Source organism: Rahnella sp. NRRL B-41462 (assembly GCF_003263525.1).
GTDB lineage: Bacteria > Pseudomonadota > Gammaproteobacteria > Enterobacterales > Enterobacteriaceae > Rahnella > Rahnella aceris.
In genome coordinates this window covers 48,817-72,387 of the sequence record NZ_JYDF01000022.1, presented here as the reverse complement: position 1 = coordinate 72,387, position 23,571 = coordinate 48,817, and the positions used below count along the sequence as shown (strand labels likewise).

Here is a 23,571-nt window from a genome sequence, read left to right as displayed (position 1 = left end):
GGGAGGCGTTAATTAAAGCACGTCCCCGTTACTCTCAATCACTTTCTGATACCAGCCGAAACTCTCCTTTTTCGAGCGTGCCATTGTGCCGCTGCCATCATCGTTTTTATCGACGTGAATGAAGCCATAACGTTTGCTGTACTGCCCGGTGGTAAACGACACGCAGTCGATGCAGCCCCACGGCGTATAACCCATCAGATCCACGCCGTCTTCCAGCACGGCTTTTTTCATCTGCGCGATGTGTGCTTTCAGATACGCAATGCGGTAATCATCGTGAATGACGCCGTCATCACCCGCTTTGTCGATCGCACCAAAGCCATTCTCGACAATAAACAGCGGCTTCTGATAACGCTCGTACAAAATATTCAGGGTGTAACGTAGCCCGACGGGATCAATCTGCCAGCCCCAGTCAGACGCTTTCACATGCGGATTCGGCACGCTGCCCGCAAAACCTGACAAGCCATTATCATCACTCGGATTGTGCGCTGAAATGGCGTTGCTCATGTAATAGCTCAGGCCGATGTAATCCGCACAGCCATCGCGAAGTGCCTGTAAATCGCCATCTTCCATTTTGATGTTGAAGCCGCGACGTTCCCACTCTTTCAGCGCATACGCCGGGTAATAACCGCGCATATGGACGTCGCTGAACAGGAAGCGTTCGTGCATTGCTTCAACGGAATACATCACGTCGTCAGGATGGCAGGAGAACGGATAGAGCGGCACCATGGCGATCATGCAGCCAATCTGAAAATCAGGGTTGATGTCATGGCCAAGTTTCACCACTTTAGCGCTGGCCACGAACTGATGATGCAGCACCTGATACATCGTCTCTTCCGGATTTTCCTCCTCGGTAAATACCACGCCGGAGCAGCAATAACCGAACAGCGGATATTTCCAGTTACGCTGGTTATTGATCTCGTTGAAGGTCATCCAGTATTTCACTTTGCCTTTGTAACGCTCCATCACCACCTGGCTGAAACGCACAAAGAAATCGACGACCTGACGGTTTTTCCAGCCGCCGTATTCCTTCACCAGATGCCACGGCATTTCGAAGTGGGAGAGGGTGATTACCGGCTCAATATTGTGTTTGAGCAACTCATCAAACATATCGTCATAAAATTGCAGACCGGCTTCGTTTGGCTGTAATTCGTCACCGTTCGGGAAGATACGCGTCCAGGCAATCGAGGTGCGGAAGCATTTGAAACCCATTTCGGCGAACAACGCGATGTCTTCTTTGTAGTGCGAGTAGAAATCGACGGCTTCGTGGTTCGGATAGCTGTAGCCGTCAAGCACGCCGTCGGTCATTACCCGGTCAACGCCGTGCGCGCCGCCGGAAAGGACGTCGCAAATGCTGATGCCTTTGCCGCCCTGGTTCCAGCCGCCTTCCACCTGATGCGCCGCTACCGCGCCGCCCCACAAGAAATCTTTCGGTAACTGATGGTTCATTTGATTCTCCCTGGATACTTGATGAGGGCAGATTGCTTCTGCCCTGTAGATCGTAATGTCAGATTTAATTCATTTCCGCCTGCGCAGCCCGACGGGTTTCTGCCGGTACTTTTTGGGTCGCGGTAACATCGGGTTCATCTTTGAAACCAACCAGCCAGGTGAACAACGCACCGAGCACAAAGGCGACGCTAATGGACAACAGGAAACCGAGGAACTGTGGCATATGACCTTCTTTGAAGAACACCGGCAGTACGGCAATCCCCGGCAGGCAGTAGCTCCATGAAACTGCATTAAAGGAACCGGCAATCGCACCGCCAATCCCGCCTGCGACACAACTGCACAGGAACGGTTTTTTCAGGCGCAGCGCCACACCATAAATAGCGGGTTCAGTGATACCGAACAGGCCGGTGACGCCCGCAGACAATGAGATCCCTTTCATTTCGCGGCTGCGGGTTTTCAGATACACGCCAAACATGCTGCCGGTCATCGCGAAGACGGCAGAAGCCTGCAGGCCGGTAAAAGTGTCGTAACCCAGCGTCGCGTAGTTGCCGACGGTGACCGGCGTAATGCCCCAGTGAACGCCAAGTGTGACCAGCGGCTGCCAGAATGCGCCCACCACGAAACCTGCAATGGTCGGGCTCAGGTGGTAGAGAGTGTTATAAACGCCGCCAATCGCACCACCAATCAGGTTTCCGACCGGGCCAAACACCAGCAGGGTCATCGGCACCATAATCGCGATACAGAACATCGGTGTGAACAGGTTGCGGATCACCACCGGCAGCACTTTATTGAAGAAGTGCTCGATGTAAGACATTGCCCAGACCATCAGAATGATCGGGATAACCGACGCGGTATAGCTCAGGTATTTCACCGGAATACCGAGGAAATCGAGCGTTGGTGCGGAAACCGGAATACCGACCACGTTCTGCAGGATATTCGCAATATCAGGATTACTGACCGCTTCACGCATCAGTTGCTGCATGGCCGGATCGGCGGAGTTGATCGACGTGATCTTAAAGGCCGTCAGCATATTCATGTAATCGGGGCTGATCAGCGCGCAGGCTGTAATGACTGCGGTGAAAGGATTGACGTTGAATTTTTTCGCGGCGGTGAAAGCAATCATCACCGGCAGGAAGGTAAAGGCCGTCCACGACACAAAATTAAGAATACGGTAGGTACCGCTGCTGGCGTCCATAATGCCGATGGCAGCCAGGAAGGAAATAATCCCCTGCAAAATACCGCAGGCGGCAAGCTGATAAAGGAAAGGCGTAAAGATGCTGGATATCACGTCCATGACGCGGCTGACAATACCCACATTCGGTGCAGAAACCGGTGCATTTTCATCAATCTGGATCAGTTTCAGCACCTGCTTGTACGCGTCGCTCACGTGATTGCCAATCACCACCTGCATTTGTCCGCCGGCCTCGATAACGGTGATAACGCCTTTCACTCGTTTTAATTCTTCTTTATCGACGGCTTTATTATCTTTCAGAACAAAGCGTAAACGTGTGGCGCAATGTGTGATGCTAATCACATTATTATCGCCACCAATATATTTAACAATATCCTGAGCGGTCTGAGCGTAATCAATAGCCATTGTTTATTATTCTCCTGCGGGAATACAGAGGTGAGCTTTTTTGTTTTTTTACTCGTCGGCAGGAGTGTAGCAAAAGAAAAGGTATTGTCACGATATAACAAAAATCAAATCGGGTGATTTGTTACTTATTAAAAACACCCTGTTTTTTCATTGCGCTGAGTCACGTTTTATTAACGGTAATTTCTTGCCGATGGTCTCAATAATATAAAGTACCGGGATCTGCGTGGTAATATTATATTGTCCTTCGAGGACTATTTGCGGCATGTGATAAGAGATGTTGAGGTCTGCAAGCCGCGCCAGTGTTGAGTTCTCGCTGTTAGTGAGGCTGATGATTTTGCAATTATGCTGGCTGAACTGCGTAGCAAAACGCAGCACTTCTTCCGTTTCACCCGAGACAGAAAGAATAATAGCGATAGCGTCTTTATACATATCACTGTTGATCGGGAAATAAGGATCATCAATAAAGGTACTGAATTTTCCGACATTAGAGAAAAAGCGTGCGCTGTATTTTCCTAATGAACCTGATGTCCCGACGCCGACAAATATAATACGCTGCGCATTGGCAATCTGGCGGGCGGCCTTTTCTAATAATTCATCAAATTCACTGTTATTAATACTTTTGAAATAACTGATGATCTCACTGATGCCAAACGACACCGGTGGCTTTTCTTCATGCTCTAAAAACAACTTGAAACGGATACGAAATTCGGAATAACCGTCGCAATCCATTTTCTTGCAGAAGCGCAAAACTGTCGTGGTCGAGACACCTGCGGCATCCGCCAGTTCACGAATGGTCATGTACATGACTTTATCGCCGTTTTTGACGATGTAGTTGTAGACCGTCAGTTCCAGTTCGTTTAACGCGGAAATGGCTTTATGTGTGAACATTCAGATGCCTGTTTGCAAAGCGCGAATAAAGAACGTCAACGGTGTCAGAGGTGTTTTAACATCGTCACTTCACAATCAACATGGCCGGTGTTGCCGAGGGCGCAGTCAATGTGATGGAAACCCAGACGTTCATACAGCGCAATCGCCTGGGTCAGACTGGCGGTGGTTTCCAGATAGCAGCGGGCAAAGCCCTGCTGGCGTGCATGTTCAATGGCCTGTAAGGCCAGTCGTTTTGCCAGCCCCTGACCGCGCAGTGCTGGCATAAAATACATCTTCTGCAATTCACACAGATCGTTATCTGCACCGGATAAGGGTGCGACGCCGCCACCGCCCGCGACCACCCCGTCCAGTTCTACCACCCAGTAGGCACAACGGGGCTGGCTGTAGGCTTCAAACAGGTGATCCAGATTCGGATCAGCGACGGTATAGCCTTTATCGGCGGTCAGGCCAAATTCGGCAGAAACGTGGCGGATCACGTTAGCGATGGCAGCGTTATCTTCATGGCGTATCGGGCGCACCCGCACGCTGACAGGAAGGGAGGTCGTCATGTTACTCACTCAGTTTCAATAACAGGCAAACAAACAGACCGTTTTAATACCATTTTAGGGCGTGCTGATGCAACGCCGCAGGCGTTTCCCGATGATTTTACTTATCCCAAATGCGAATTTTTTTCATTGGCAGAGGGAATAATTCGTTGCCTGAAAGGTCAGAGACATGATTAAATCTTCATCGTTACACAATGTGCTCTGCCACCTTTCTTTATTTTAAGAAGGGCGGCTTCCCATTCCTTTCAGGACGAAAGATAAAAATGTCAGATAATAATCAATATAACGATAACCTGCATCAGGTACGTTTTCATGGCAAGGGCGGAGAGTATTTCGCAATATGGCTGGTTAATGCATTATTAACCATCATCACTCTGGGGATTTATTCGGCATGGGCGACCGTTCGCCGTCGTCGTTATTTCCTCGGTAATACCGAAATTAATGGCGACCGTTTTGATTACCACGCAAAACCCGTTCAGATATTGAAAGGACGTTTGCTGGTGATTGGCGGCATTATCGTCTTTTATATTCTGGCCGCACTGCTGCCTCAGCTGGCTCTGTTGATTGCGCTGGTTTTCCTCGCGCTATTGCCCTGGGTGATTATCCGCAGCTGGCGTTATAACGCGATCATGACCAGTTACCGTGGCGTGCGTTTTAACTATCACTGCAAAACAGGCCGCGCGTACTGGACAATGTATCTGTGTCCGATTCTGTTAATGCTGGCGCTGTATATTCCGATCACTGCGGTGGTATTAATTGCCGTTCAGATGGCCAGTATCAGCGCGATTCTGATCAGCGTGGTATTAGTGGCGGTGGCATTGGTACCGGGTGTGGCAGCGGTGCAGGGTATTATCAGCGCCATGACACACGATCTGTATGTGAATAATCTCTTTTTCGGCAATACCGCTTTCCGCGCTGATCTGAAAAAAGCCGCATTTATTAAATATAGCCTGCTGGGCATTGTGTTATTCCTGCCTTTCCTGATCATCGCCCTGTGGCTGATGGGTTCCTTCTTCACTACGCTGTTACAGATGGCTTATATGGGGGGCATGTCTGAAGACATGGCGGGCATGATGCTGATGAGCAATTTATTCAGCTTCATTCTGGCCTTCATCATCATGTTTGTCGGCGCGCTGGTGGTGGCGAGCTATCAGGTGGTGGCTGTGCGCAATTACGTCTTTAACCAGACGCAAATCGGTGACCGCGTGAAACTGCGTTCATCCATGAAAACGATGTCTTATCTGGGTCTGCTGTTCACCAATGCGCTGATTGTGGTCTGCTCGCTGGGGCTCGCAACGCCTGTCGCCCATGTCCGTTCCGCCCGCTATATGGCAGCCTGCACGGCGGTGACCGGTGATTTATCCCTGCTGGAAGTTCAGGCGCATGCTGACACCGCCAACACGGCAGTGGCAGAAGAAGTGACTCAGGCGTTCGACCTTGGCGTCGGAATGTAATGCATGATCATTGAAGGCTTTTATCAGCCTCCTGGACGGGCAGCTCGCAAGGCTGCCCGCCTTTTTTTGGGCGGCGACCCGTGTCTGACGCTGGAAACTGAAAACCTGAACCCGACTTTTTCTCTCAGCGAGATCGAGGTTTCTGATGCGCTGGGCACGATCCCGCTGTTTCTCACTTTTCCCGATGGCGGCCGTTTTGTGCCTGCCGATGACGGTGCATTTCGTCACTGGTTACGGCAGCATCGCCGGCCCGGCTGGGTATACCGCATGGAAAGCCATAAGCGCGGGGTGCTCCTCACCTTACTGGCGACCTGCCTGCTGATTTTCTTTTATATCTACGGTTTATTGCCGTGGGCCAGCAATGTGATTGCGCAGCGAATTCCCACCACTGTTGAGCAAAACCTCGGGCGTCATACGCTGACACTGCTCAGCGCCAGTGATTTCCGGGATTCGGCGTTGCCTGCCAATAAACAGAAAGCACTTCAGCAGCTTTTCCAGCAGGTGATCCCGCCGTCATTACGCACCGACCGTACGCCGGTCCGGCTGAAGCTGATGAATATTCCCGATGTGGCTAACGCTTTCATGCTGACTGACGGCACGCTGATCCTCAGCGATAAACTGGTGGCGTTTAGCCCGGGTGATGACGCGCTGGCAGGGGTAATGCTGCATGAGATGGGACATCACGCTTACCGGCATCCCATGCGCATGCTGGTGCGTTCCTCGCTGGTGTCCCTCACGCTGTTATGGATGACCGGAGATGTCAGCGGCATTGGCGATACCTTATTACAAACGGCATCGCTGGCGAATGAACTGCAATTTTCCCGCGGTATGGAGCGTGAAGCGGATAACTGGGCGATAGCAGAAATGAAGCGGGAAGGGCGCTCGCTTGAGCAAATGGCGGAAATATACAGCAGGGTATCCGCAGAATCGCAGAAGGAGAAAGCGGACGGCGTGTTACCTGACTGGCTCAGCACACATCCTGCGATGCAGTCACGTATCGGGCATATCAGGGATGCGGCAAAGGAGTAGTGATGATCTAAAACCTCTGACGGGTCCGCGAAAGAACCCGTCAGAACGTGAAGTCTTACTCGTAGGTCACCGTAAAATTCGCGACTGCATTCGCCGATAGCATTAAGTATCTTCAACTCAACGACTTCAGATGAAAAAGCAAAGTCGGGCGAAGATAACAATTTGGAAAAACTGATCAGGTCGTTAATAAGACTTGCGGGTATCAGCGTTACTTCCAGAACTGTGCTTTTGTTTTTATTATCTTTTCATCCTATTTTCTATTTCCTCTGATGATTTTTATAATTATTATTATTTATAATAAACATTTATTTCCGGTTTTGATTGGCCAGCTTTAATAACATATTGTTTTTTAGGCACTCCGCTAATTTTTTTACTGTCATGCCCGTTGATACTTTTTCGTCGGATTGCCTCCCGCGCTGTTATGAAATATCCCATTATATTTCAACTGGATAATGCGAGGTACTGGTATTGTTTAGTCTGTACATTTAATGTGGTGTATGTTCTAAAGTTATTTAATTACTAGTATTTTTGTTTGCGAATATATAGGTTTTTGCATGTAATTCAAGGTTAAAACATTGTTCGTTAACTTTACTAAAATATTAATTAAGGAGATCGGCTGTATTGTTATCCCTGTGATGCACTATTATCTGCCCCAGAAGTAAGGGCGCGTAATTATTTTACAGAACTTACTGCTTTATTAAATCGGACAGTACTGTCTATGAAATGTAAACTCAAAAAGCAAAGGGATATGTTGATGAAAATGAATACCTATTTTAAAGTGGGTCTGTTAGCTGCAGGCCTGGCTGCTGCAAGTGTTCATGCGGCAGATGAGTCTGGTAGCCTGAAATTCAAAGGTGAAATTATTGCCGGTGCATGTACGGTTGATGGTGAACTTGCACCGATCGCATTTGGTGATGTTTCAGGCAGTGCAATTGTTGATGGCTCCGTTGCAAAACAAGACATCACGATTAACCTGACCGGTTGCCCGGCCGTAGCGAATGTGAAGTTGACCACCAACGGTGATAAAGACGTCACCAACAATAAATTACTGAAATTATCTGATTCTTCTTTAGCAACGGGCTTTGGTATTGGTCTGTATAACGAAGATGGCAGCGAATTGGCAGTTCAGACAGAATCGAACCCAGTGGCTGTAAATCCAGAACTGGGTACCGCAGTAATTAACCTGAAAGCAGCTCCGGTTAAAGTGGGCGAATCTGTAACTGGTGGCGCATTTGATGCAACGACCAGTTTCACTCTGTCTTACAATTAATAAAATAAGTGAATTTTTAATTCGCTGATATTTGAATATATAAAGGATTATCTCATGAAAATGAAAATGGTTTCAGCAGCTGTATTTGTATTTGCTGCACTGAGTTCTCAGGCTGCATTCGCTATTGATGGTACACTTAATTTTACCGGTACCGTTAAATCTACTGCTTGTTCTCTGGAGTCAAAAGATTTGACTGTAACTATTGAGAAAGTAGCAGCATCTACCCTTAATGCATTAGCTGTTGGTGAAACTACTCCGGGTGCATCAGAGCCATTTAGTCTGGTATTGCGTGGTTGCCCTGCATCCGTGACGAGCGCAAACGTGAAGTTTAAAGGCAACTCAAGTACCTCTAACCAGTTTACTGATGCAACTCCTAGTGCTGTAGGTACTATCATCAAAGCAGCCGATGGTACTCTTCAGGTTCCAAATACTGATATGCCGGCTGCCCTGGTTGAAGGGGATAACACCCTTAACTATGTTGCTGCTCTGACTCGTACCAAGACTAGTAATGTTGGCACCGGCTCCTGGACTCTTAATCTTCCGTTCGAAATTACTTATCAATAATTTTGAATCTTAATAAATATACGGAATAAGGTGACTTATTCCGTTTTTTTTCGAGGTATTGTATGAAACGTGCAGCCATTTTTATATGTGGCCTGTTAGGGTTATGTTTTATTTTTCAGGCTACCGCTGGTGTAACAGTGGGTGCTACGCGAGTTGTTTTCTCCAGTGATATGAAAGAAACATCGCTTTCTGTTAATAATACAGGCATCGACTCAGCTTTTTTGGTCCGCTCCTGGGTCAGCAATTTTGAGGATGAAAGTAAAGCAAGCATACCCTTTATCGCTACCCCGCCACTTTTCAGAATTGAAAAGAACCAAAATAGCATTATTCGTATTGCGCTGAAATCTGCCGCTGGTTTGCCACAAGATCGGGAATCAATTTACTGGATGAATGTTCTGGTGATACCACCATCACAAAAGAAAAGTGATGAAGGCGGTAGCTTACAGTTCTCAGTGAATAACCGATTGAAATTGATTTATCGTCCTGCCGCGTTAAACAATCAAGATTTAAAAGATATATATTCAAAGGTTAAATTCAGCCGCTCGGGCGAAGGTCTAACTGTGACTAACCCTACGCCATATTACGTCTCATTCGGTAAAATTACTGTAAACAACTCACCAGTAACTGAAAGTGTTATGGTTCCGCCTTTGGCAAGTACGAAAATAAAAAAAGCGCCTATGGGTAATGACGTCTCCTGGACGGTTATTGATGATTACGGCGGAATCTCAAAACTAAGTCATGCCAAAATTTAAATTTGAAAAATAAGATCGCTCAACACCATTTTTAATAAGGAAGAATAATGCAGGACGAAAAAGGATTTTCTGCAAGGAAAAAACAACACTCTTTTTTTTTCGGGACTGTTAATCATTGCGGAGTACAGCAGATATTCAAACTAAAAAGTCTGCCCTTATTAATTTTATTGGCATTTAATTATAATTCTTTTGCAGCAGAAGAATTTAGTGCGGAAATGCTCAAAGCTGTCGGCAACGGCGGTAACATGGATGGCGTCGATCTTAATTATTTTGCCAATGAAGGTGGGCAAGCACCTGGCACTTATTCTGTGGATGTCTTCCTGAATAATGAGTTAATTGAAAGACGCTCTGTTATCTTCGTTGATGTTCCTGATTCACCGGGGAAGATTTTCGGTAAAGTGACGCCTGCGCAACTCTATGAGTATGGTGTAAAAGACGACGTTTTCCCGGCATTAAAAACGCAATCTCCAGGTCAGACGCTGGAAAAACCGCTGGTAACCTATATACCAGACGCCACAGAAAAACTCGATCTGGCAGGGGGGAAGTATTACATTACTGTCCCTCAAATCGGCGTTCGGCCACATATCCGAAATGCTGTAGATCCCTCTCTTTGGGATGACGGTATCCCTGCGTTAATGGTGAACTATAACTATTCCGGCTCCGATACTGACGATGAGATCAGCGGTGACTCGCAATCTAACTATTTGAACCTGCGTAGCGGAATTAACCTTGGTGCATGGCGTTTACGTAATTATTCAACCTATGCTGATAATACCAATGATGATGGCGATAAAACGCAATCATGGGATTCAATTCAAACCTATTTGCAACGCGATGTGCGTTTCCTGCAGGGCGGGCAACTGACGCTCGGTGAATACTCCTCGCCGGGTGAAGTTTTCGACAGTGTCCAGTTCACTGGTGCGCAATTATCTTCTGATGACAATATGCTGCCGGACCGTTTACGCCAGTATGCGCCGATAATTCGCGGTATCGCGCGCAGTAACGCTCAGGTGACTATCGAGCAGGATGGCTACACCATCTATCAAACGAACGTGGCACCTGGACCGTTTTCGATTACTGACCTCTATCCCTCCAGTAACGGTGGGGATATGAAAGTAACAATCAAAGAGGCCGATGGGTCGACAACGCAATACACTCAGGCCACCAGTTCAGTGCCAATCCTGCAACGTGAAGGGCGTCTGAAATACAGCGCCACGGCAGGTCGCTATCGTTCTGGCGTGGAAGATGTAGAAGAGCCTTATTTTGGCCAGTTGACCGCAATTTATGGTCTTTCGTCAAACATCACTGCCTATGGTGGCACACAGTTTGCCGATAATTATAAGGCCGCATCGGCGGGCCTGGGTATGGATATGGGCCGAATTGGTGCGTTGTCTTTAGACGTCACCCATGCAGTCAGTACCCTTGAGGGTATCGGTGATAAGACCGGGCAATCCTACCGCCTCATGTATGCGAAAAATATCGATCAAACCGATACCAACTTGCAACTTGCTGGTTATCGTTATTCCACCAAAGGATATTATTCCTTTGACGATGTGCAGAAATTTAGCGCAGAAACGGAAGACGGGCTGGACGAGTTTAATCGTACCCATAATGCTCGCAGTAAAATTCAGGCCAGCATTAATCAGAATATCGCCGACCTTGCTACGATTTATTTTAGCGCCAGTGAACAAGATTATTGGGGAGGCGATGGCAAAGAACTGTCATTACAAACCGGATTAACCAGCTCATTTAAAGGTATGACTTATGGCCTGAATTATAGTTATACCAAAAACCCGGGTATTGATGAATCCGATCAGGTTCTGGCATTTAATATGTCTATTCCGTTCAGCGCATTCATGAATTCATCTCAGGCCTGGGCAAGTTATAATATGACTTCGCGTAAAGATGGTTCAACAACACAGCAAGCGGGTGTTAATGGAACATTACTTGAAAATAATAACCTTAGTTATAGCGTTCAACAAGGTTATGAAAATAAAGGCGGCGGTGCCTCAGGGTCTTCCTCATTAGATTATAAAGGTTCATCCGGTGAAGCGCTGGTGGGGTATAGCTATACCGATCAAAATAAACAAATGACCTATGGCCTGTCAGGTGGCGTATTAGTACATGAAAATGGTGTAACGCTTTCTCAATATATGGGCGACAGTGTGACGCTTGTTAAAGCACCTGGGGCATCTGATGTTTACATTGAAAACAGTACGGGTGTGAGTACCGACTGGCGTGGTTATGCTGTCGTACCTTACGCTCAGCCGTACAAGAAAAATGAAGTGAGGCTAAGAACCGAAAGTATGGGTTCGAAACTGGATATTGCAGAACCTTCATTAACCGTTATACCGACCAAGGGCGCAGTCGTCTTGGCGAAATATAATGCCAAAGTAGGCGATCGTGCGTTAATTACGATGACTTACGCAGGTGCACCATTGCCGTTCGGTACTGTAGTTTCTGTCATGGACAGCGAAACAGACAATACAGGCATTGTTGGTGAGAACGGCGAGGTCTATCTGACCGGGCTGGCAGCACAAGGGCGCTTGTTGGCGAAATGGGGTAATGGCACAGAGAAGCAATGCTATGCCAGTTATCAACTCGCGAGCACCCCGGAAACTGCTGAAGATTTGATCAAGCAAGCCTCTGCACAATGCAAATAATTATGAGAAAGATAATGAACAGACAGAATATTCCTTTATTGAAATCGATATGTAATGTGGGGTTATTCATTGCCATTGCTTTGACCTGTTTTGCCGCAAGCGCGGGGTGTCAGAATGTGCAATCTGAAAATAGGTTCAGTACGAGTGTAGGCACTTTGCCAATAACTCGTGAAACACCCATAGGCAGTGTTTTCTATACCAATGCCAATCCGGCAGGGGGGAAGAAATTTGCCGATTCTTGCACTGGTACCTACTTCTATACTATTAAAACGCAAGCCACACGTACGCCTATGGGAAATAATATTTTCGGAAGCGGGACCGGTGAAGGTAGTGCCGAAGGAATCGGTTTCAGAGTTAAAATAGACGGAGAGGTGGTCAACAATGATTCAACCGTTCTCAGAACGAGCGCGGTTTCACCTCTCATGTCGCCTCAGGTCAATATTGAATTTCTGAAAACCGGCACGGTTACGCCGGGTTGGATAATTGGCGTTTTGTTTAGCGTGTATTTACATGATGATAGTGGCAACCAATACAAAGTAGGGTCATACAATTTTTTTGCGACAATTAGTGAAATTGGCTGTGATTTTATCGATTCCTCATCCATCTTGGTTCCTATGCCGCCGGTGAGTAATCAGGACTTTGATGGTATCGGCAGTGAATCGAGTAAAACGGCTAATGCAAATATCCGTCTTACCTGCGGTGCCAATACACCGGTCTATTTCCGCGTATTCAATAATGAAGGTCGCAATAATATCATTCCTGTTTCTTCAGATAGTGAAGCAAAAGGACTTGGGATCCGTCTGGCAATGAATGGCCAGGATCTGGATTTTAATACTTCTTATAATATTGTTAACACAACCCAGGAAATGGATGTCACTATTCCGTTGCAGGCACGTTATGTACAAACTGACGAGCAGATCACGGGGGGCGAACTGAAAGCCACTGCAGCATTTGTTATCCAGTATAATTAATTGCGGTAAACAACGAAGCCCCTGGTGAAAACTGGGGGCTTCGTTGTTTCTTTTTCAATGTGAAGATTCGTACACACCACCACCCGCCCCAAATGGCAGATGAGTAAATCACACTCGTCCCGATAACACGCCTTATTTTTCCATTTATCGGGATGGACAGGAGACGAGTCGTATTGGCGAAAACGACAATGCTTAAAATGAGGTTCAATTCGTGTTATTTGCTGAATATATTTTTCAGAAAAGTTAATTATGGTTATATCTTTTTGAATCATAGAAAATTTATAAGAAAAAAATATATTTTATAAAAAAAAGTGGATTTTACTTTAACTTTGTTAAAGGTATAGTTAAGTAAGGTTTAACTAAAACTGTCTTGCAGCCTGCTATTTACTTTATATACCGTGGTGTTAATGAAAGGCATTATTTGTTTTTTTAGACAAAAACCTTATTTTTACAGAGTGATACATGAAATTTAATTGCTGGTAAGGAGACCAAAATTGAGTATCTTGACTATGATTGATGTTGAGAATACGAACTCTCGTATTTCACCAGAGGTCAGGGGACTGGACAGGATGAAAGAGAACACACTCACCGATCGTTTTAAAATGGTGAAAAATTTTGATCTCAATTTATTGACTACGTTTGAGGCTGTTTTTATTCATCGTAGCGGAACCAAAGCCGCAGATGCCCTTGGCATCACGCCTTCTGCTGTCAGTCAGGCACTGGGGCGCTTACGTGTTCATTATAATGATGCATTGTTCATCAGGGATGGTAAGGCACTGGCACCGACCACCGTTGCGATCGGGATACACGAAGGCCTGGCGGAGGCTTACGACAATTTAGTGGCGAAATTGCAGAATATCTCGTTTGATTCTCTGCCGACCCGACTTGTTGTTCACTGCTCACCTTACATTTCAATGTTTACGATAAACGTGATGCGCAAGGTACTGGATGAAATTGCACCCGACTGTGAAATAGTGCACAGCACGAGCGGCAATTCGATTGCTGAAACTGAAGATGCTCTGATTTTCCGTAAGGCTGACATCATTTTTGACGTTCATCCGCACGTTAGCCATTCCCGGGTTAGCCAGCATATTTCCAGCGAAGTGCCGGTGATGATTTGCCGCCGATCGCATCCTCGCCTTAGAGGGAGCCTGTCAAGGGAGCAGGCTGCGCAAGAGAGCCATATTTTCGTTGATTCCGAGAGTACTAGTCTTTTATCTAACAGGTTGGATGTTAATACTTTGCTGCAAGTTGACAGGAAATGTCGGTTTATCAGCCCTTCATTTCTCTCCATTATCTCGATGGTAGAAACATCCGACATGCTGGCTTTTATCACAGAACGTTTCTATGAAAAAATGAAAAATGCTTTTGATATCCAGAAGTTGTCGACGGATATGACGTTGCCTTCTCAACCGGTCTATATGGTTTACAATAAAGCAGCACTTAATAACCAGTTTTTCTCAACGCTGGTGAGAAAAATGACAGATACTTTTTTGCAGGAATTTCAGAATAATTCCCCGCGTTAATCAGGGTGTAGCAGGAATAAAAAATGCCAGTCAGGTTTCCCTGACTGGCATCTGTTTTTATAGATTTTAACATTTACATCTGGCTGAGATTACAGCGCAGCAATCGTGGCTTTCTGTTCCGCCAGTTTCACTTTCGCTTCACCACAGGCCGTCAGACGTTCGCGCTCTTTGGCGACAACCGCTTCCGGCGCACGCGCCACAAAACCTTCGTTAGACAGCTTGCCTTCGATGGAAGCAATCTCGCCGTCCAGTTTCGCCATCTCTTTGTCCAGACGTGCCAGCTCGGCATCTTTATCAATCAGACCGGCCATTGGGATCAGCAGTTCCGCACCTTCCACCAGCTTAGTAACAGAGACCGGGCCTTTGTCGCCAGCAGGCAGAATGGTAATGGACTCCAGGCGCGCCAGAGACTGAATAAAGCTCAGGTTCTGTTCCACACGACGTTGGGCATCCGCACTCGCGCCACGCAACAGCAGTTCCAGTGGCTTGGCAGGAGACAGGTTCATCTCGGCACGCACGTTACGGATAGCGATGATCGCCTGCTTGATCCACTCGAGATCGGCCAGCGCCAGTTCGTCCGCTTTTGCTGCATCAAACTCAGGGAAAGGCTGCAGCATAATGGTTTCTGCTGTGATGCCTTTCAGCGATTTCACGCGCTGCCAGATGGTTTCGGTGATGAATGGAATAATCGGGTGCGCAAGACGCAGCAGACCTTCCAGCACTTCCACCAGCGTATGACGGGTGCCACGCAGTTGCGCTTCGTTGCCACCGTTCATGACCGGTTTGGTCAGCTCAAGATACCAGTCGCAGAACTGGTTCCAGGTGAATTCATACAGAATGCTGGCAGCCAGATCGAAGCGGTAGTTATCCATCGCTTCCCGGTAAGATTTCACCGTGCGGTTATATTCCGCCAGGATCCAGCGGTCAGCCAGTGACAGCTCAAGTTCGCCGCCGTTCAGGCCACAATCCTGATCTTCGGTGTTCATCAGCACGAAGCGGCTGGCGTTCCACAGCTTGTTACAGAAGTTGCGGTAGCCTTCAAGACGCTTCATATCCCAGTTGATGTCACGGCCGGTAGACGCCAGTGCCGCCAGCGTGAAGCGCAGGGCATCAGTACCGTGCGGTTCGATGCCATTCGGGAATTGCTTCTCGGTGCGCTTGCGGATTTTCTCTGCCAGTTGCGGCTGCATCATGTTGCCGGTACGTTTTTCCAGCAGATCTTCCAGCGAGATACCGTCAATCATATCCAGCGGATCGATAACGTTACCTTTGGACTTGGACATTTTCTGCCCTTCGTCGTCACGGATCAGGCCGGTCATATACACGGTGTGGAACGGAACCTGTGGCTTACCGTTTTCGTCTTTCACGAAATGCATGGTCATCATGATCATGCGCGCGATCCAGAAGAAGATGATATCGAAGCCGCTGACGACCACGCTTGAAGGGTGGAAAGCTTTCAGGTCAGGCGTCTGTTCTGGCCAGCCCAGTGTGGAGAAGGTCCACAGACCGGAAGAGAACCAGGTGTCGAGCACGTCTTCGTCCTGAGTCAGCACGACGTCTGCGCCCAGGTTGTTCTCGCTGCGCACTTCCGCTTCGTCACGACCAACAAACACGTTGCCTTCGGCGTCATACCACGCCGGAATGCGATGTCCCCACCAAAGCTGACGGGAAATACACCAGTCCTGAATGTCACGCATCCAGCTGAAGTACATGTTTTCGTATTGCTTCGGCACGAACTGAATGTCGCCTTGCTCAACGGCTTCCACCGCAACTTTCGCCAGCGGTGCAGTGCGCACGTACCACTGGTCAGTCAGCATTGGTTCGATAACTACGCCGCCACGGTCACCGTAAGGTACGGTCAGATCGTGAGGTTTGATTTCTTCCAGCAAACCGGCTTCGTCGAAGGCGGCGACCACGGCTTTACGTGCGGCAAAACGCTCAAGGCCACGGAACTGCTCAGGGATATCGTTGGCGCATGCATCGCTTTCTTCGCCGTTAGTATCGAAGATTTCAGCGGTCTGGCGGATGTCACCATCGAAAGTCAGGATATTGATCATCGGCAGGCCGTGACGTTTACCGACTTCATAGTCGTTAAAGTCATGCGCCGGGGTGATCTTCACGCAACCCGTACCTTTTTGCATATCGGCGTGTTCATCGGCAACAATCGGAATACGACGGCCTACCAGCGGGAGAATGATCTCTTTGCCGATCAGATCGCGGTAACGCGGATCTTCCGGGTTAACGGCAACGCCGGTATCACCGAGCACGGTTTCCGGACGCGTGGTGGCGACCACCAGGTAATCTTTGCCTTCAGCGGTTTTCGCGCCGTCAGCCAGCGGATAACGCAGGTGCCACATGGAACCTTTGGATTCGCGGTTTTCCACTTCAAGATCGGAAATCGCGGTACGCAGTTTCGGATCCCAGTTCACCAGACGTTTGCCGCGGTAAATCAGGTCTTCTTTGTACAGACGAACGAACACTTCGCGCACGGCGTCAGACAGGCCTTCGTCCATCGTGAAGCGTTCACGCTCCCAGTCCACGGAATCACCCAGGCGGCGCATCTGGCGGGTAATGGTGCCGCCGGATTCTGCTTTCCAGTCCCAGATTTTGTTGATAAACGCTTCACGGCCGTAATCGTGACGGGTTTTGCCTTCTTCAGCGGCGATTTTACGTTCAACCACCATCTGCGTTGCGATACCCGCATGGTCAGTCCCCGCCTGCCACAGAGTATTTTTCCCCTGCATGCGCTGATAGCGGATCATGGCGTCCATGATGGTTTGCTGGAAAGCATGACCCATGTGCAAGCTGCCGGTGACGTTCGGCGGCGGGATCATGATGGCAAAGCTTTCTTTACTGGTGTCACCATGTGGCTTGAAATAGCCCTGTTGTTCCCAGTGCTCGTAAAGCGGCTGCTCGATGTCTTGCGGGTTATATGTCTTATCCATTTCGCTTCGTATTTTCGTCGGTCAATGTGGTGACTGAGGGCGGCGTGGCCGTCGTCAAAGAGAAACCCACGCTGCGATAGGCTTTGTAGCGTTCGCGCGCAAGTTGTTTAAGGGAATCTTCGTAAGGAACGAAGTCTACCACTTCATGGAAAGCAGTAGCAAAATCTGCAAACTCAGGCAGCAGGCTGATGAGCAAGTCGCGTGGCGCATTGCCGCGTTTTCCCGGCCAGCATAATTCTACCGGCGCACCAAAACGCGGGCCTTCACCGGCCAGATTATGGGGCACAAAGTGGTTCGGCTCGCGTTGCCAGAGCGCTTCATCCAGGCGCTCAGCTTGTTTCTGATCTTCACAGGCCAGCAGAACACGTTTGCCCATCCGGTAACGTTCAGCGGCGACCAGACAGGCCAGTGCTTCGTGCGAGCTGAGCTCGCCACTGGCGTCCGGCGCATCGAGAAGAAAGAAGGTTGCCTGTTTCATGATGAGTTCACTGTGCTGCTGAGAAAAAACAGGGGCGCAACTGGTGCGCCCGCCTGTGGAGGGGCTGGCGAACCAGACCCTGATAGTGGAGATTATATCTTATTTAGCAGAGGAATCACTCATCGCCATCCAGCCCTGCACGGTTGAGCAGGAACTGTGACAACAGCGCAACCGGACGACCGGTTGCGCCTTTGTTCTTGCCTGAACGCCATGCGGTACCGGCGATATCCAGATGTGCCCAACTGTATTTGCGGGTGAAACGCGACAGGAAGCAACCGGCGGTGATCGCACCACCCGGACGGCCACCGATGTTTGCCATATCCGCAAAATTAGAATCCAGCTGTTCCTGATATTCATCAGCCAGCGGCAAACGCCATGCACGGTCACCCGCCTGTTCGGACGCGCCGATCAGTTCATGCGCCAGCGGATTGTGATTCGACAGCAAACCGGTGATGTGATGGCCAAGCGCAATCACGCAGGCACCGGTCAGCGTAGCGACGTCAATCACCAGCTCAGGATCGAAACGCTCAACGTAGGTCAGTGCATCGCACAGCACCAGGCGGCCTTCGGCGTCCGTATTCAGCACTTCGACAGTCTGGCCGGACATGGTGGTCAGAATGTCGCCCGGACGGAATGCCTGACCGCCAGGCATGTTTTCACAGCCTGCCAGCACGCCAATGACGTTCAGTGGCAGATTGAGTTCAGCCACCACACGCATCGCACCGTAAACGGCTGCGGCGCCACACATGTCGTACTTCATTTCATCCATATCCGCAGCGGGCTTAATGGAAATACCGCCGGAATCGAAGGTCAGACCTTTACCCACAAGCACGATAGGCTTAGCGTCCGGGTTAGGATTTCCTTTATATTCCATCACCGACATCAGTGATTCGTTTTTCGAACCCTGACCCACCGCCAGATACGCATTCATTCCCAGCTCTTTCATCTGCTGCTCGCCGATAACGCGGGTCGTGATGTTGGTGCTGAACGCATCTGCCAGCTGACGGGCCTGTGATGCCAGATATGCGGCGTTACAGATGTTCGGGGGCATATTGCCGAGATCTTTTGCGGCTTTAATACCTGCTGACACCGCCAGACCGTGTTGAATGGCGCGCTCACCGCTGGTCAGTTCACGGCGGGTCGGCACGTTGAACACCATTTTACGCAGCGGACGGCGCGGCTCGGTTTTGTTGCTTTTCAACTGATCGAAAGTGTAAAGCGACTCTTTGGAGGTTTCGACCGCCTGACGCACTTTCCAGTAAGTATTACGGCCTTTTACGTGCAGCTCGGTGAGGAAGCAAACGGCTTCCATAGAACCGGTGTCGTTCAGGGTGTTAATGGTTTTCTGGATAACCTGCTTGTACTGGCGCTCATCCAGCTCGCGTTCTTTGCCGCACCCAATCAGCAAAATGCGTTCTGAAAGAATATTCGGTACATGATGCAGTAAGAGGGTCTGGCCCACTTTGCCTTCAAGTTCGCCACGGCGAAGCAGGGCGCTGATGTAGCCATCACTGATTTTATCGAGTTGTTCGGCAATCGGTGACAGGCGGCGAGGTTCGAAAACGCCGACTACAATACAGGCACTGCGTTGTTTTTCCGGGCTACCGCTTTTTACGCTGAACTCCATGCACTCTCCTGAATCTTAAAGACAAGGGCGGGAGGTACGGCTAGAATGAGTCGCCGGAGACACTCTCCCGTCATTGTGTTAACGACCTGTGTTAACCTTAAACGGCGTTAGTTTTTATTTTGGCGGCTATAAGCAAGTTCCTATAGGACACCCCAATTCTCGGTGTTGTAATACTATTTTAGCTGCGAAGGTTGCCATATGATGAGAATAAATGACGGATTAGCGATGAAACTAGCGATTTTCCTTCAAAAAGACAAGTTTTCACAGGCGTATTAAGCGTGATCATCATTAGATATCTGGTTAGGGAAACCTTCAAGAGCCAATTTGCCATTCTGTTCATTTTGCTTCTCATCTTCTTCTGTCAGAAGCTGGTCAGAGTGCTCGGAGCAGCGGTCGATGGCGATATCCCAACAAATTTAGTTCTCTCACTTCTGGGCCTTGGCGTTCCGGAGATGGCGCAGCTTATTCTGCCGCTCAGTCTGTTCCTCGGCCTGCTGATGACGCTCGGTAAACTTTATACCGACAGTGAAATCACGGTCATGCACGCCTGTGGTCTTGGAAAACGGTCACTGGTCATCGCCGCGCTGGTTCTGGCGCTATTTACGTCAGTTTTTGCTGGCGTGAATGCGATCTGGCTCAGCCCGTGGTCGTCGAAACATCAGGATGAAGTGCTGGCGGAGGCGAAAGCCAACCCGAGCATGGCCGCGATGGTCGAAGGCCAGTTCCAGCAAGCCCAGAACGGCAATGCGGTGCTGTTCGTTGGCAGTGTTAAAGGGAAGGAATTCCATAACGTCTTCCTGGCTCAACTGCGGCCGAACGGCAACCAGCGGCCTTCCGTTGTGGTCGCTGATAAAGGACATATGTTGCAGCGTGCGGACGGTTCCCAGCAGGTGATGCTGGATAAAGGCACCCGTTATGAAGGCACTGCGCTGTTGCGTGATTTCCGCGTGACGGATTTCACCGATTATCTGGCGGTTATCGGGCATCAGGCTGTACAGCTTGACCCTAATCAGTCGGATCAGATGACCATGACTCAACTCTGGAATTCCAACGAACCGGAAGCGCGGGCAGAGCTGAACTGGCGTTTAACGCTGATCGTTTCAGTCTTTATTATGGCGTTGCTGGTGGTTCCGCTCAGCGTGGTGAATCCTCGTCAGGGGCGTGTACTCAGTATGCTGCCAGCGATCCTGCTGTATCTGATTTTCTTCCTGCTGCAAACCTCGCTGCGCTCCAACGGTGCCAAAGGTAAGCTGGATCCGATGCTCTGGATGTGGGGAACCAACCTGCTCTACTTTGCACTGGCACTGGTGCTTAATGCATGGGACACCTTGCCGGTTCGCAAGATCCGCGCGCGTCTGAGAGGAGCTGCCTGATGTTTGGCGTATTAGACCGTTACATTGGTCGCACTATTTTCAACACCATCATGATGACGTTGTTCATGCTGGTGTCACTCTCCGGCATCATCAAGTTTGTCGATCAGTTGCGTAAAGTCGGGCAGGGCGGATATTCCGCCGCTGGCGCAGGTTTATACACCCTGCTGAGCGTACCGAAGGATATCGAAATCTTCTTCCCGATGGCAGCGCTGCTGGGCGCATTGCTGGGCCTCGGCACGCTGGCAACACGCAGCGAGCTGGTGGTGATGCAGGCATCCGGTTTCACCCGCATGCAGATTGCCGCCTCCGTGATGAAAACGGCGATCCCGCTGGTGCTGCTGACCATGGCGATCGGAGAATGGGTTGCGCCGCAGGGCGAACAAATGGCGCGTAACTACCGTGCGCAACAGATGTACGGTGGCTCACTGCTTTCCACGCAAAACGGAGTGTGGGCAAAAGACGGTCACGATTTTATCTACATCGAACGCGTGGCGGGTGAAAAAGAGCTGACCGGCGTCAACATCTATCATTTCAATGAAGAGAATAAACTGCAGTCAGTCCGTTATGCGTCATCCGCGACCTTTGATAATGGTGAGTGGAAACTCTCTCAGGTGGATGAATCTGATCTGACGGATCAACTGCAAATCACCGGTTCGCAGACGCTGACCGGCGTATGGAAAACCAACCTGACGCCGGACAAACTCGGTGTGGTTGCGCTCGACCCTGACGCATTGTCGATCAGCGGCCTGCACAACTATGTGAAATACCTGAAGCAGAGCGGGCAGGAAGCAAAACGTTACCAACTGAATATGTGGAGTAAAATCTTCTCGCCACTGTCGGTTGCGGTGATGATGCTGATGGCGCTGTCATTCATCTTCGGGCCTTTACGCAGCGTACCGATGGGGGTGCGCGTGGTGACCGGTATTTGCTTCGGTTTTCTGTTCTACGTGCTTGACCAGATATTCGGCCCGTTAAGCCTGGTTTACAGCATTCCGCCGATTCTGGGCGCATTGCTGCCGAGCGGGCTGTTCTTCGTCATCAGCATGTTCTTACTGCTGAAAAAACGCTAAATCCGGCAGTACAGATAAACAAAAAGCAGGCTCTTTACAGAGGCCTGCTTTTTACATCTGAATTCTGAATTCTGAATATTGAGAACTGAGCCGTCAGATCTCGTTATTACGCACCAGATCGGCCACCAGATTGTTCACGCCATCGCTCATATTTTTAAACTTGGTCAGTTCGCTGCGGGTCACAACCACGAACACGCCTACACCGCGCTGCGGCACCATCGCGACATACGTGATAAAGCCACCACCGCCGCCGGTTTTCTGAATGATACGTGGCAGCAACGGCGTCGGCGCCATCGTTACCCAGCCCATTCCCAGCGAGTCCGCCATTCCCGGTACATCCATTCCTTTGAGCGAGACCAGATCCGTACGCTTGTAATACATCTTCTGCGCCATATCGGCGGTCGTAGTGCGTTGCCCGAGGAACTGACGCATCCAGCGGCCCATATCGGCAGGCGTGGAATAAAGCCCCCCGCTGCCTGCTGCCGCAATAGTGTTGATACACGGGCTCGGACGCAGACCTTCCATCAGGCGTGAACACTGGCTGGCGTTTGGCGTCAGCGTGGTATCGACCATGCCCAGCGGCTGAGTGATTTGCTCGCGCAGCAACTGGGTATAAGGCTGATTAGCGGCTTTCGATAATGCATCGGACAGCAGGTCAAACGCCAGATTTGAGTAAGAGGCGCGTGCACCCGGCGGCACAGTCAGTTTGGCGACACTCAGCCAGCTCCAGCGATCACTTTTAGTCGGCCAGGTGAAGACGGCACGATGTGCGACACCGCCCGGCTGCTCGCGCGGCAGACCGCTGGTGTGGGTGGCGAGATTCAACAGGGTGATCGGATTTGTGCCGCTGTAAGCAGGAACGCGGGCACCGGCCGGGGCGTATTTACGCAACGGATCGTTAATACTGACTTTGCCCTGCTGCGCCATTTTTACCAGCACTTCACTGGTAATAAGTTTGGTCAGCGAGGCGATACGCACCACAGAGTCTTCACGCGGTCGCACATCGGAACCGGGACGGGTTTCCCCGAAGCTGCGGAAAACCTGCTGATTGTTATCAACGACAACCAGCGCCATTCCCATCGCGCCGCTGCCGTAAAAGATGTGTTCTGCATGGTCATCCACGACCTGCGACGCCAGACGCGCATTCTGCTGCGCGTGGCTCCATAAAGGCGTACTGGCGAAGGCCAGCGCGAGGAGCGAAAGTGAGAGTTTTTTCAACAAGCTGGTATCCATCAACAGGGCAAGATCTATTCGTGATTTGTATACTAATGCGAAGTTTGAGAAACGGCATTGGAAAAACGTGGGTAAACAGAAGATTTTTGTCAGCAAATCCTCACTGAGCTGCGGTGTATGACTGTTTTTTCAACACTTAA

General features: G+C 49.5%; 18 protein-coding genes. 10 read left to right on the top strand and 8 right to left on the bottom strand.

Features of this window, described 5'->3' with window-relative positions:
- Positions 1–12 precede the first annotated feature (12 nt).
- From UC14_RS06805 to UC14_RS06790, 4 genes are all read right to left on the bottom strand, one after another.
- Positions 13–1,446, bottom strand: a complete 1,434-nt coding sequence (locus tag UC14_RS06805) for a 6-phospho-beta-glucosidase (protein WP_013577160.1) — start codon at positions 1,444–1,446, stop codon at positions 13–15.
- Positions 1,447–1,510: 64 nt separating this feature from the next.
- On the bottom strand, positions 1,511–3,043 hold the full coding sequence (locus UC14_RS06800; protein ID WP_013577159.1) for a PTS transporter subunit EIIC: 1,533 nt from the start codon (positions 3,041–3,043) through the stop codon (positions 1,511–1,513).
- 147 nt (positions 3,044–3,190) lie between these two features.
- Entirely contained in the window at positions 3,191–3,931 is a 741-nt protein-coding gene (locus UC14_RS06795; protein WP_037035108.1) for a MurR/RpiR family transcriptional regulator, read from the bottom strand.
- Positions 3,932–3,975: 44 nt separating this feature from the next.
- Positions 3,976–4,479 (bottom strand): GNAT family N-acetyltransferase, encoded by a 504-nt coding sequence (locus tag UC14_RS06790; RefSeq protein ID WP_112151033.1) that lies wholly within the window; start codon positions 4,477–4,479, stop codon positions 3,976–3,978.
- A gap of 260 nt (positions 4,480–4,739) precedes the next feature.
- Between UC14_RS06790 and UC14_RS06785 the strand changes: the two genes are divergently transcribed.
- The 8 genes from UC14_RS06785 to UC14_RS06750 all read left to right on the top strand — a co-directional run bounded on the left by UC14_RS06785 (position 4,740) and on the right by UC14_RS06750 (position 14,705).
- The gene (locus UC14_RS06785; protein ID WP_013577156.1) at positions 4,740–5,930 is read left to right on the top strand and encodes a YjgN family protein; all 1,191 of its coding nucleotides are present in this window, start codon (positions 4,740–4,742) and stop codon (positions 5,928–5,930) included.
- A 3-nt stretch (positions 5,931–5,933) separates the two neighbouring features.
- On the top strand, positions 5,934–6,959 hold the full coding sequence (locus tag UC14_RS06780; protein WP_112197437.1) for a M48 family metallopeptidase: 1,026 nt from the start codon (positions 5,934–5,936) through the stop codon (positions 6,957–6,959).
- 754 nt (positions 6,960–7,713) lie between these two features.
- Positions 7,714–8,229, top strand: coding sequence for a fimbrial protein (locus UC14_RS06775; RefSeq protein WP_015690498.1), 516 nt, complete (start codon positions 7,714–7,716; stop codon positions 8,227–8,229).
- A 54-nt stretch (positions 8,230–8,283) separates the two neighbouring features.
- Complete coding sequence (locus tag UC14_RS06770) at positions 8,284–8,793, top strand: fimbrial protein (protein ID WP_013577153.1); 510 nt, start codon at positions 8,284–8,286, stop codon at positions 8,791–8,793.
- A gap of 62 nt (positions 8,794–8,855) precedes the next feature.
- Positions 8,856–9,545 carry a molecular chaperone gene (locus tag UC14_RS06765; RefSeq protein ID WP_112197436.1) on the top strand — a complete coding sequence of 230 codons (690 nt, stop codon included), beginning with the start codon at positions 8,856–8,858 and terminating at the stop codon, positions 9,543–9,545.
- A gap of 47 nt (positions 9,546–9,592) precedes the next feature.
- Positions 9,593–12,208 (top strand): fimbria/pilus outer membrane usher protein, encoded by a 2,616-nt coding sequence (locus UC14_RS06760; RefSeq protein WP_013577151.1) that lies wholly within the window; start codon positions 9,593–9,595, stop codon positions 12,206–12,208.
- A 14-nt stretch (positions 12,209–12,222) separates the two neighbouring features.
- Positions 12,223–13,179: a fimbrial protein gene (locus UC14_RS06755; protein ID WP_157962079.1), complete on the top strand. Its 957-nt coding sequence runs from the start codon at positions 12,223–12,225 to the stop codon at positions 13,177–13,179.
- Positions 13,180–13,673: 494 nt separating this feature from the next.
- Positions 13,674–14,705: a LysR family transcriptional regulator gene (locus UC14_RS06750; RefSeq protein ID WP_205569701.1), complete on the top strand. Its 1,032-nt coding sequence runs from the start codon at positions 13,674–13,676 to the stop codon at positions 14,703–14,705.
- 89 nt (positions 14,706–14,794) lie between these two features.
- Here the strand turns inward: UC14_RS06750 and UC14_RS06745 are convergent, their stop codons facing one another.
- From UC14_RS06745 to pepA, 3 genes are all read right to left on the bottom strand, one after another.
- Positions 14,795–17,650 (bottom strand): valine--tRNA ligase, encoded by a 2,856-nt coding sequence (locus tag UC14_RS06745; protein WP_013577148.1) that lies wholly within the window; start codon positions 17,648–17,650, stop codon positions 14,795–14,797.
- Positions 17,643–18,128 carry a DNA polymerase III subunit chi gene (locus tag UC14_RS06740; protein ID WP_013577147.1) on the bottom strand — a complete coding sequence of 162 codons (486 nt, stop codon included), beginning with the start codon at positions 18,126–18,128 and terminating at the stop codon, positions 17,643–17,645. The genes UC14_RS06745 and UC14_RS06740 overlap by 8 nt, the downstream gene beginning before the upstream one ends.
- Before the next feature lie 115 nt (positions 18,129–18,243).
- Positions 18,244–19,755, bottom strand: a complete 1,512-nt coding sequence (gene pepA / locus UC14_RS06735) for a leucyl aminopeptidase (RefSeq protein ID WP_013577146.1) — start codon at positions 19,753–19,755, stop codon at positions 18,244–18,246.
- A 278-nt stretch (positions 19,756–20,033) separates the two neighbouring features.
- Between pepA and lptF the strand changes: the two genes are divergently transcribed.
- Both lptF and lptG read left to right on the top strand, forming a co-directional pair.
- On the top strand, positions 20,034–21,128 hold the full coding sequence (gene lptF, locus UC14_RS06725) for an LPS export ABC transporter permease LptF (protein WP_013577145.1): 1,095 nt from the start codon (positions 20,034–20,036) through the stop codon (positions 21,126–21,128).
- On the top strand, positions 21,128–22,198 hold the full coding sequence (gene lptG / locus UC14_RS06720) for an LPS export ABC transporter permease LptG (protein WP_013577144.1): 1,071 nt from the start codon (positions 21,128–21,130) through the stop codon (positions 22,196–22,198). The genes lptF and lptG overlap by 1 nt, the downstream gene beginning before the upstream one ends.
- A 93-nt stretch (positions 22,199–22,291) precedes the next feature.
- On the opposite strand, the gene ampH is transcribed toward lptG, so the two are convergent.
- Positions 22,292–23,431, bottom strand: coding sequence for a D-alanyl-D-alanine-carboxypeptidase/endopeptidase AmpH (gene ampH / locus UC14_RS06715; RefSeq protein WP_013577143.1), 1,140 nt, complete (start codon positions 23,429–23,431; stop codon positions 22,292–22,294).
- Between the last annotated feature and the right edge of the window lie 140 nt (positions 23,432–23,571).

Bases quoted from the DNA above. Each gene is read 5' to 3' on its own strand.
- UC14_RS06805 (WP_013577160.1), bottom strand. From the start codon at position 1,446: ATGAACCATCAGTTACCGAAAGATTTCTTGTGGGGCGGCGCGGTAGCG.
- UC14_RS06800 (WP_013577159.1), bottom strand. From the start codon at position 3,043: ATGGCTATTGATTACGCTCAGACCGCTCAGGATATTGTTAAATATATT.
- UC14_RS06795 (WP_037035108.1), bottom strand. From the start codon at position 3,931: ATGTTCACACATAAAGCCATTTCCGCGTTAAACGAACTGGAACTGACG.
- UC14_RS06790 (WP_112151033.1), bottom strand. From the start codon at position 4,479: ATGACGACCTCCCTTCCTGTCAGCGTGCGGGTGCGCCCGATACGCCAT.
- UC14_RS06785 (WP_013577156.1), top strand. From the start codon at position 4,740: ATGTCAGATAATAATCAATATAACGATAACCTGCATCAGGTACGTTTT.
- UC14_RS06780 (WP_112197437.1), top strand. From the start codon at position 5,934: ATGATCATTGAAGGCTTTTATCAGCCTCCTGGACGGGCAGCTCGCAAG.
- UC14_RS06775 (WP_015690498.1), top strand. From the start codon at position 7,714: ATGAAAATGAATACCTATTTTAAAGTGGGTCTGTTAGCTGCAGGCCTG.
- UC14_RS06770 (WP_013577153.1), top strand. From the start codon at position 8,284: ATGAAAATGAAAATGGTTTCAGCAGCTGTATTTGTATTTGCTGCACTG.
- UC14_RS06765 (WP_112197436.1), top strand. From the start codon at position 8,856: ATGAAACGTGCAGCCATTTTTATATGTGGCCTGTTAGGGTTATGTTTT.
- UC14_RS06760 (WP_013577151.1), top strand. From the start codon at position 9,593: ATGCAGGACGAAAAAGGATTTTCTGCAAGGAAAAAACAACACTCTTTT.
- UC14_RS06755 (WP_157962079.1), top strand. From the start codon at position 12,223: ATGAACAGACAGAATATTCCTTTATTGAAATCGATATGTAATGTGGGG.
- UC14_RS06745 (WP_013577148.1), bottom strand. From the start codon at position 17,650: ATGGATAAGACATATAACCCGCAAGACATCGAGCAGCCGCTTTACGAG.
- UC14_RS06740 (WP_013577147.1), bottom strand. From the start codon at position 18,128: ATGAAACAGGCAACCTTCTTTCTTCTCGATGCGCCGGACGCCAGTGGC.
- pepA (WP_013577146.1), bottom strand. From the start codon at position 19,755: ATGGAGTTCAGCGTAAAAAGCGGTAGCCCGGAAAAACAACGCAGTGCC.
- lptG (WP_013577144.1), top strand. From the start codon at position 21,128: ATGTTTGGCGTATTAGACCGTTACATTGGTCGCACTATTTTCAACACC.
- ampH (WP_013577143.1), bottom strand. From the start codon at position 23,431: ATGGATACCAGCTTGTTGAAAAAACTCTCACTTTCGCTCCTCGCGCTG.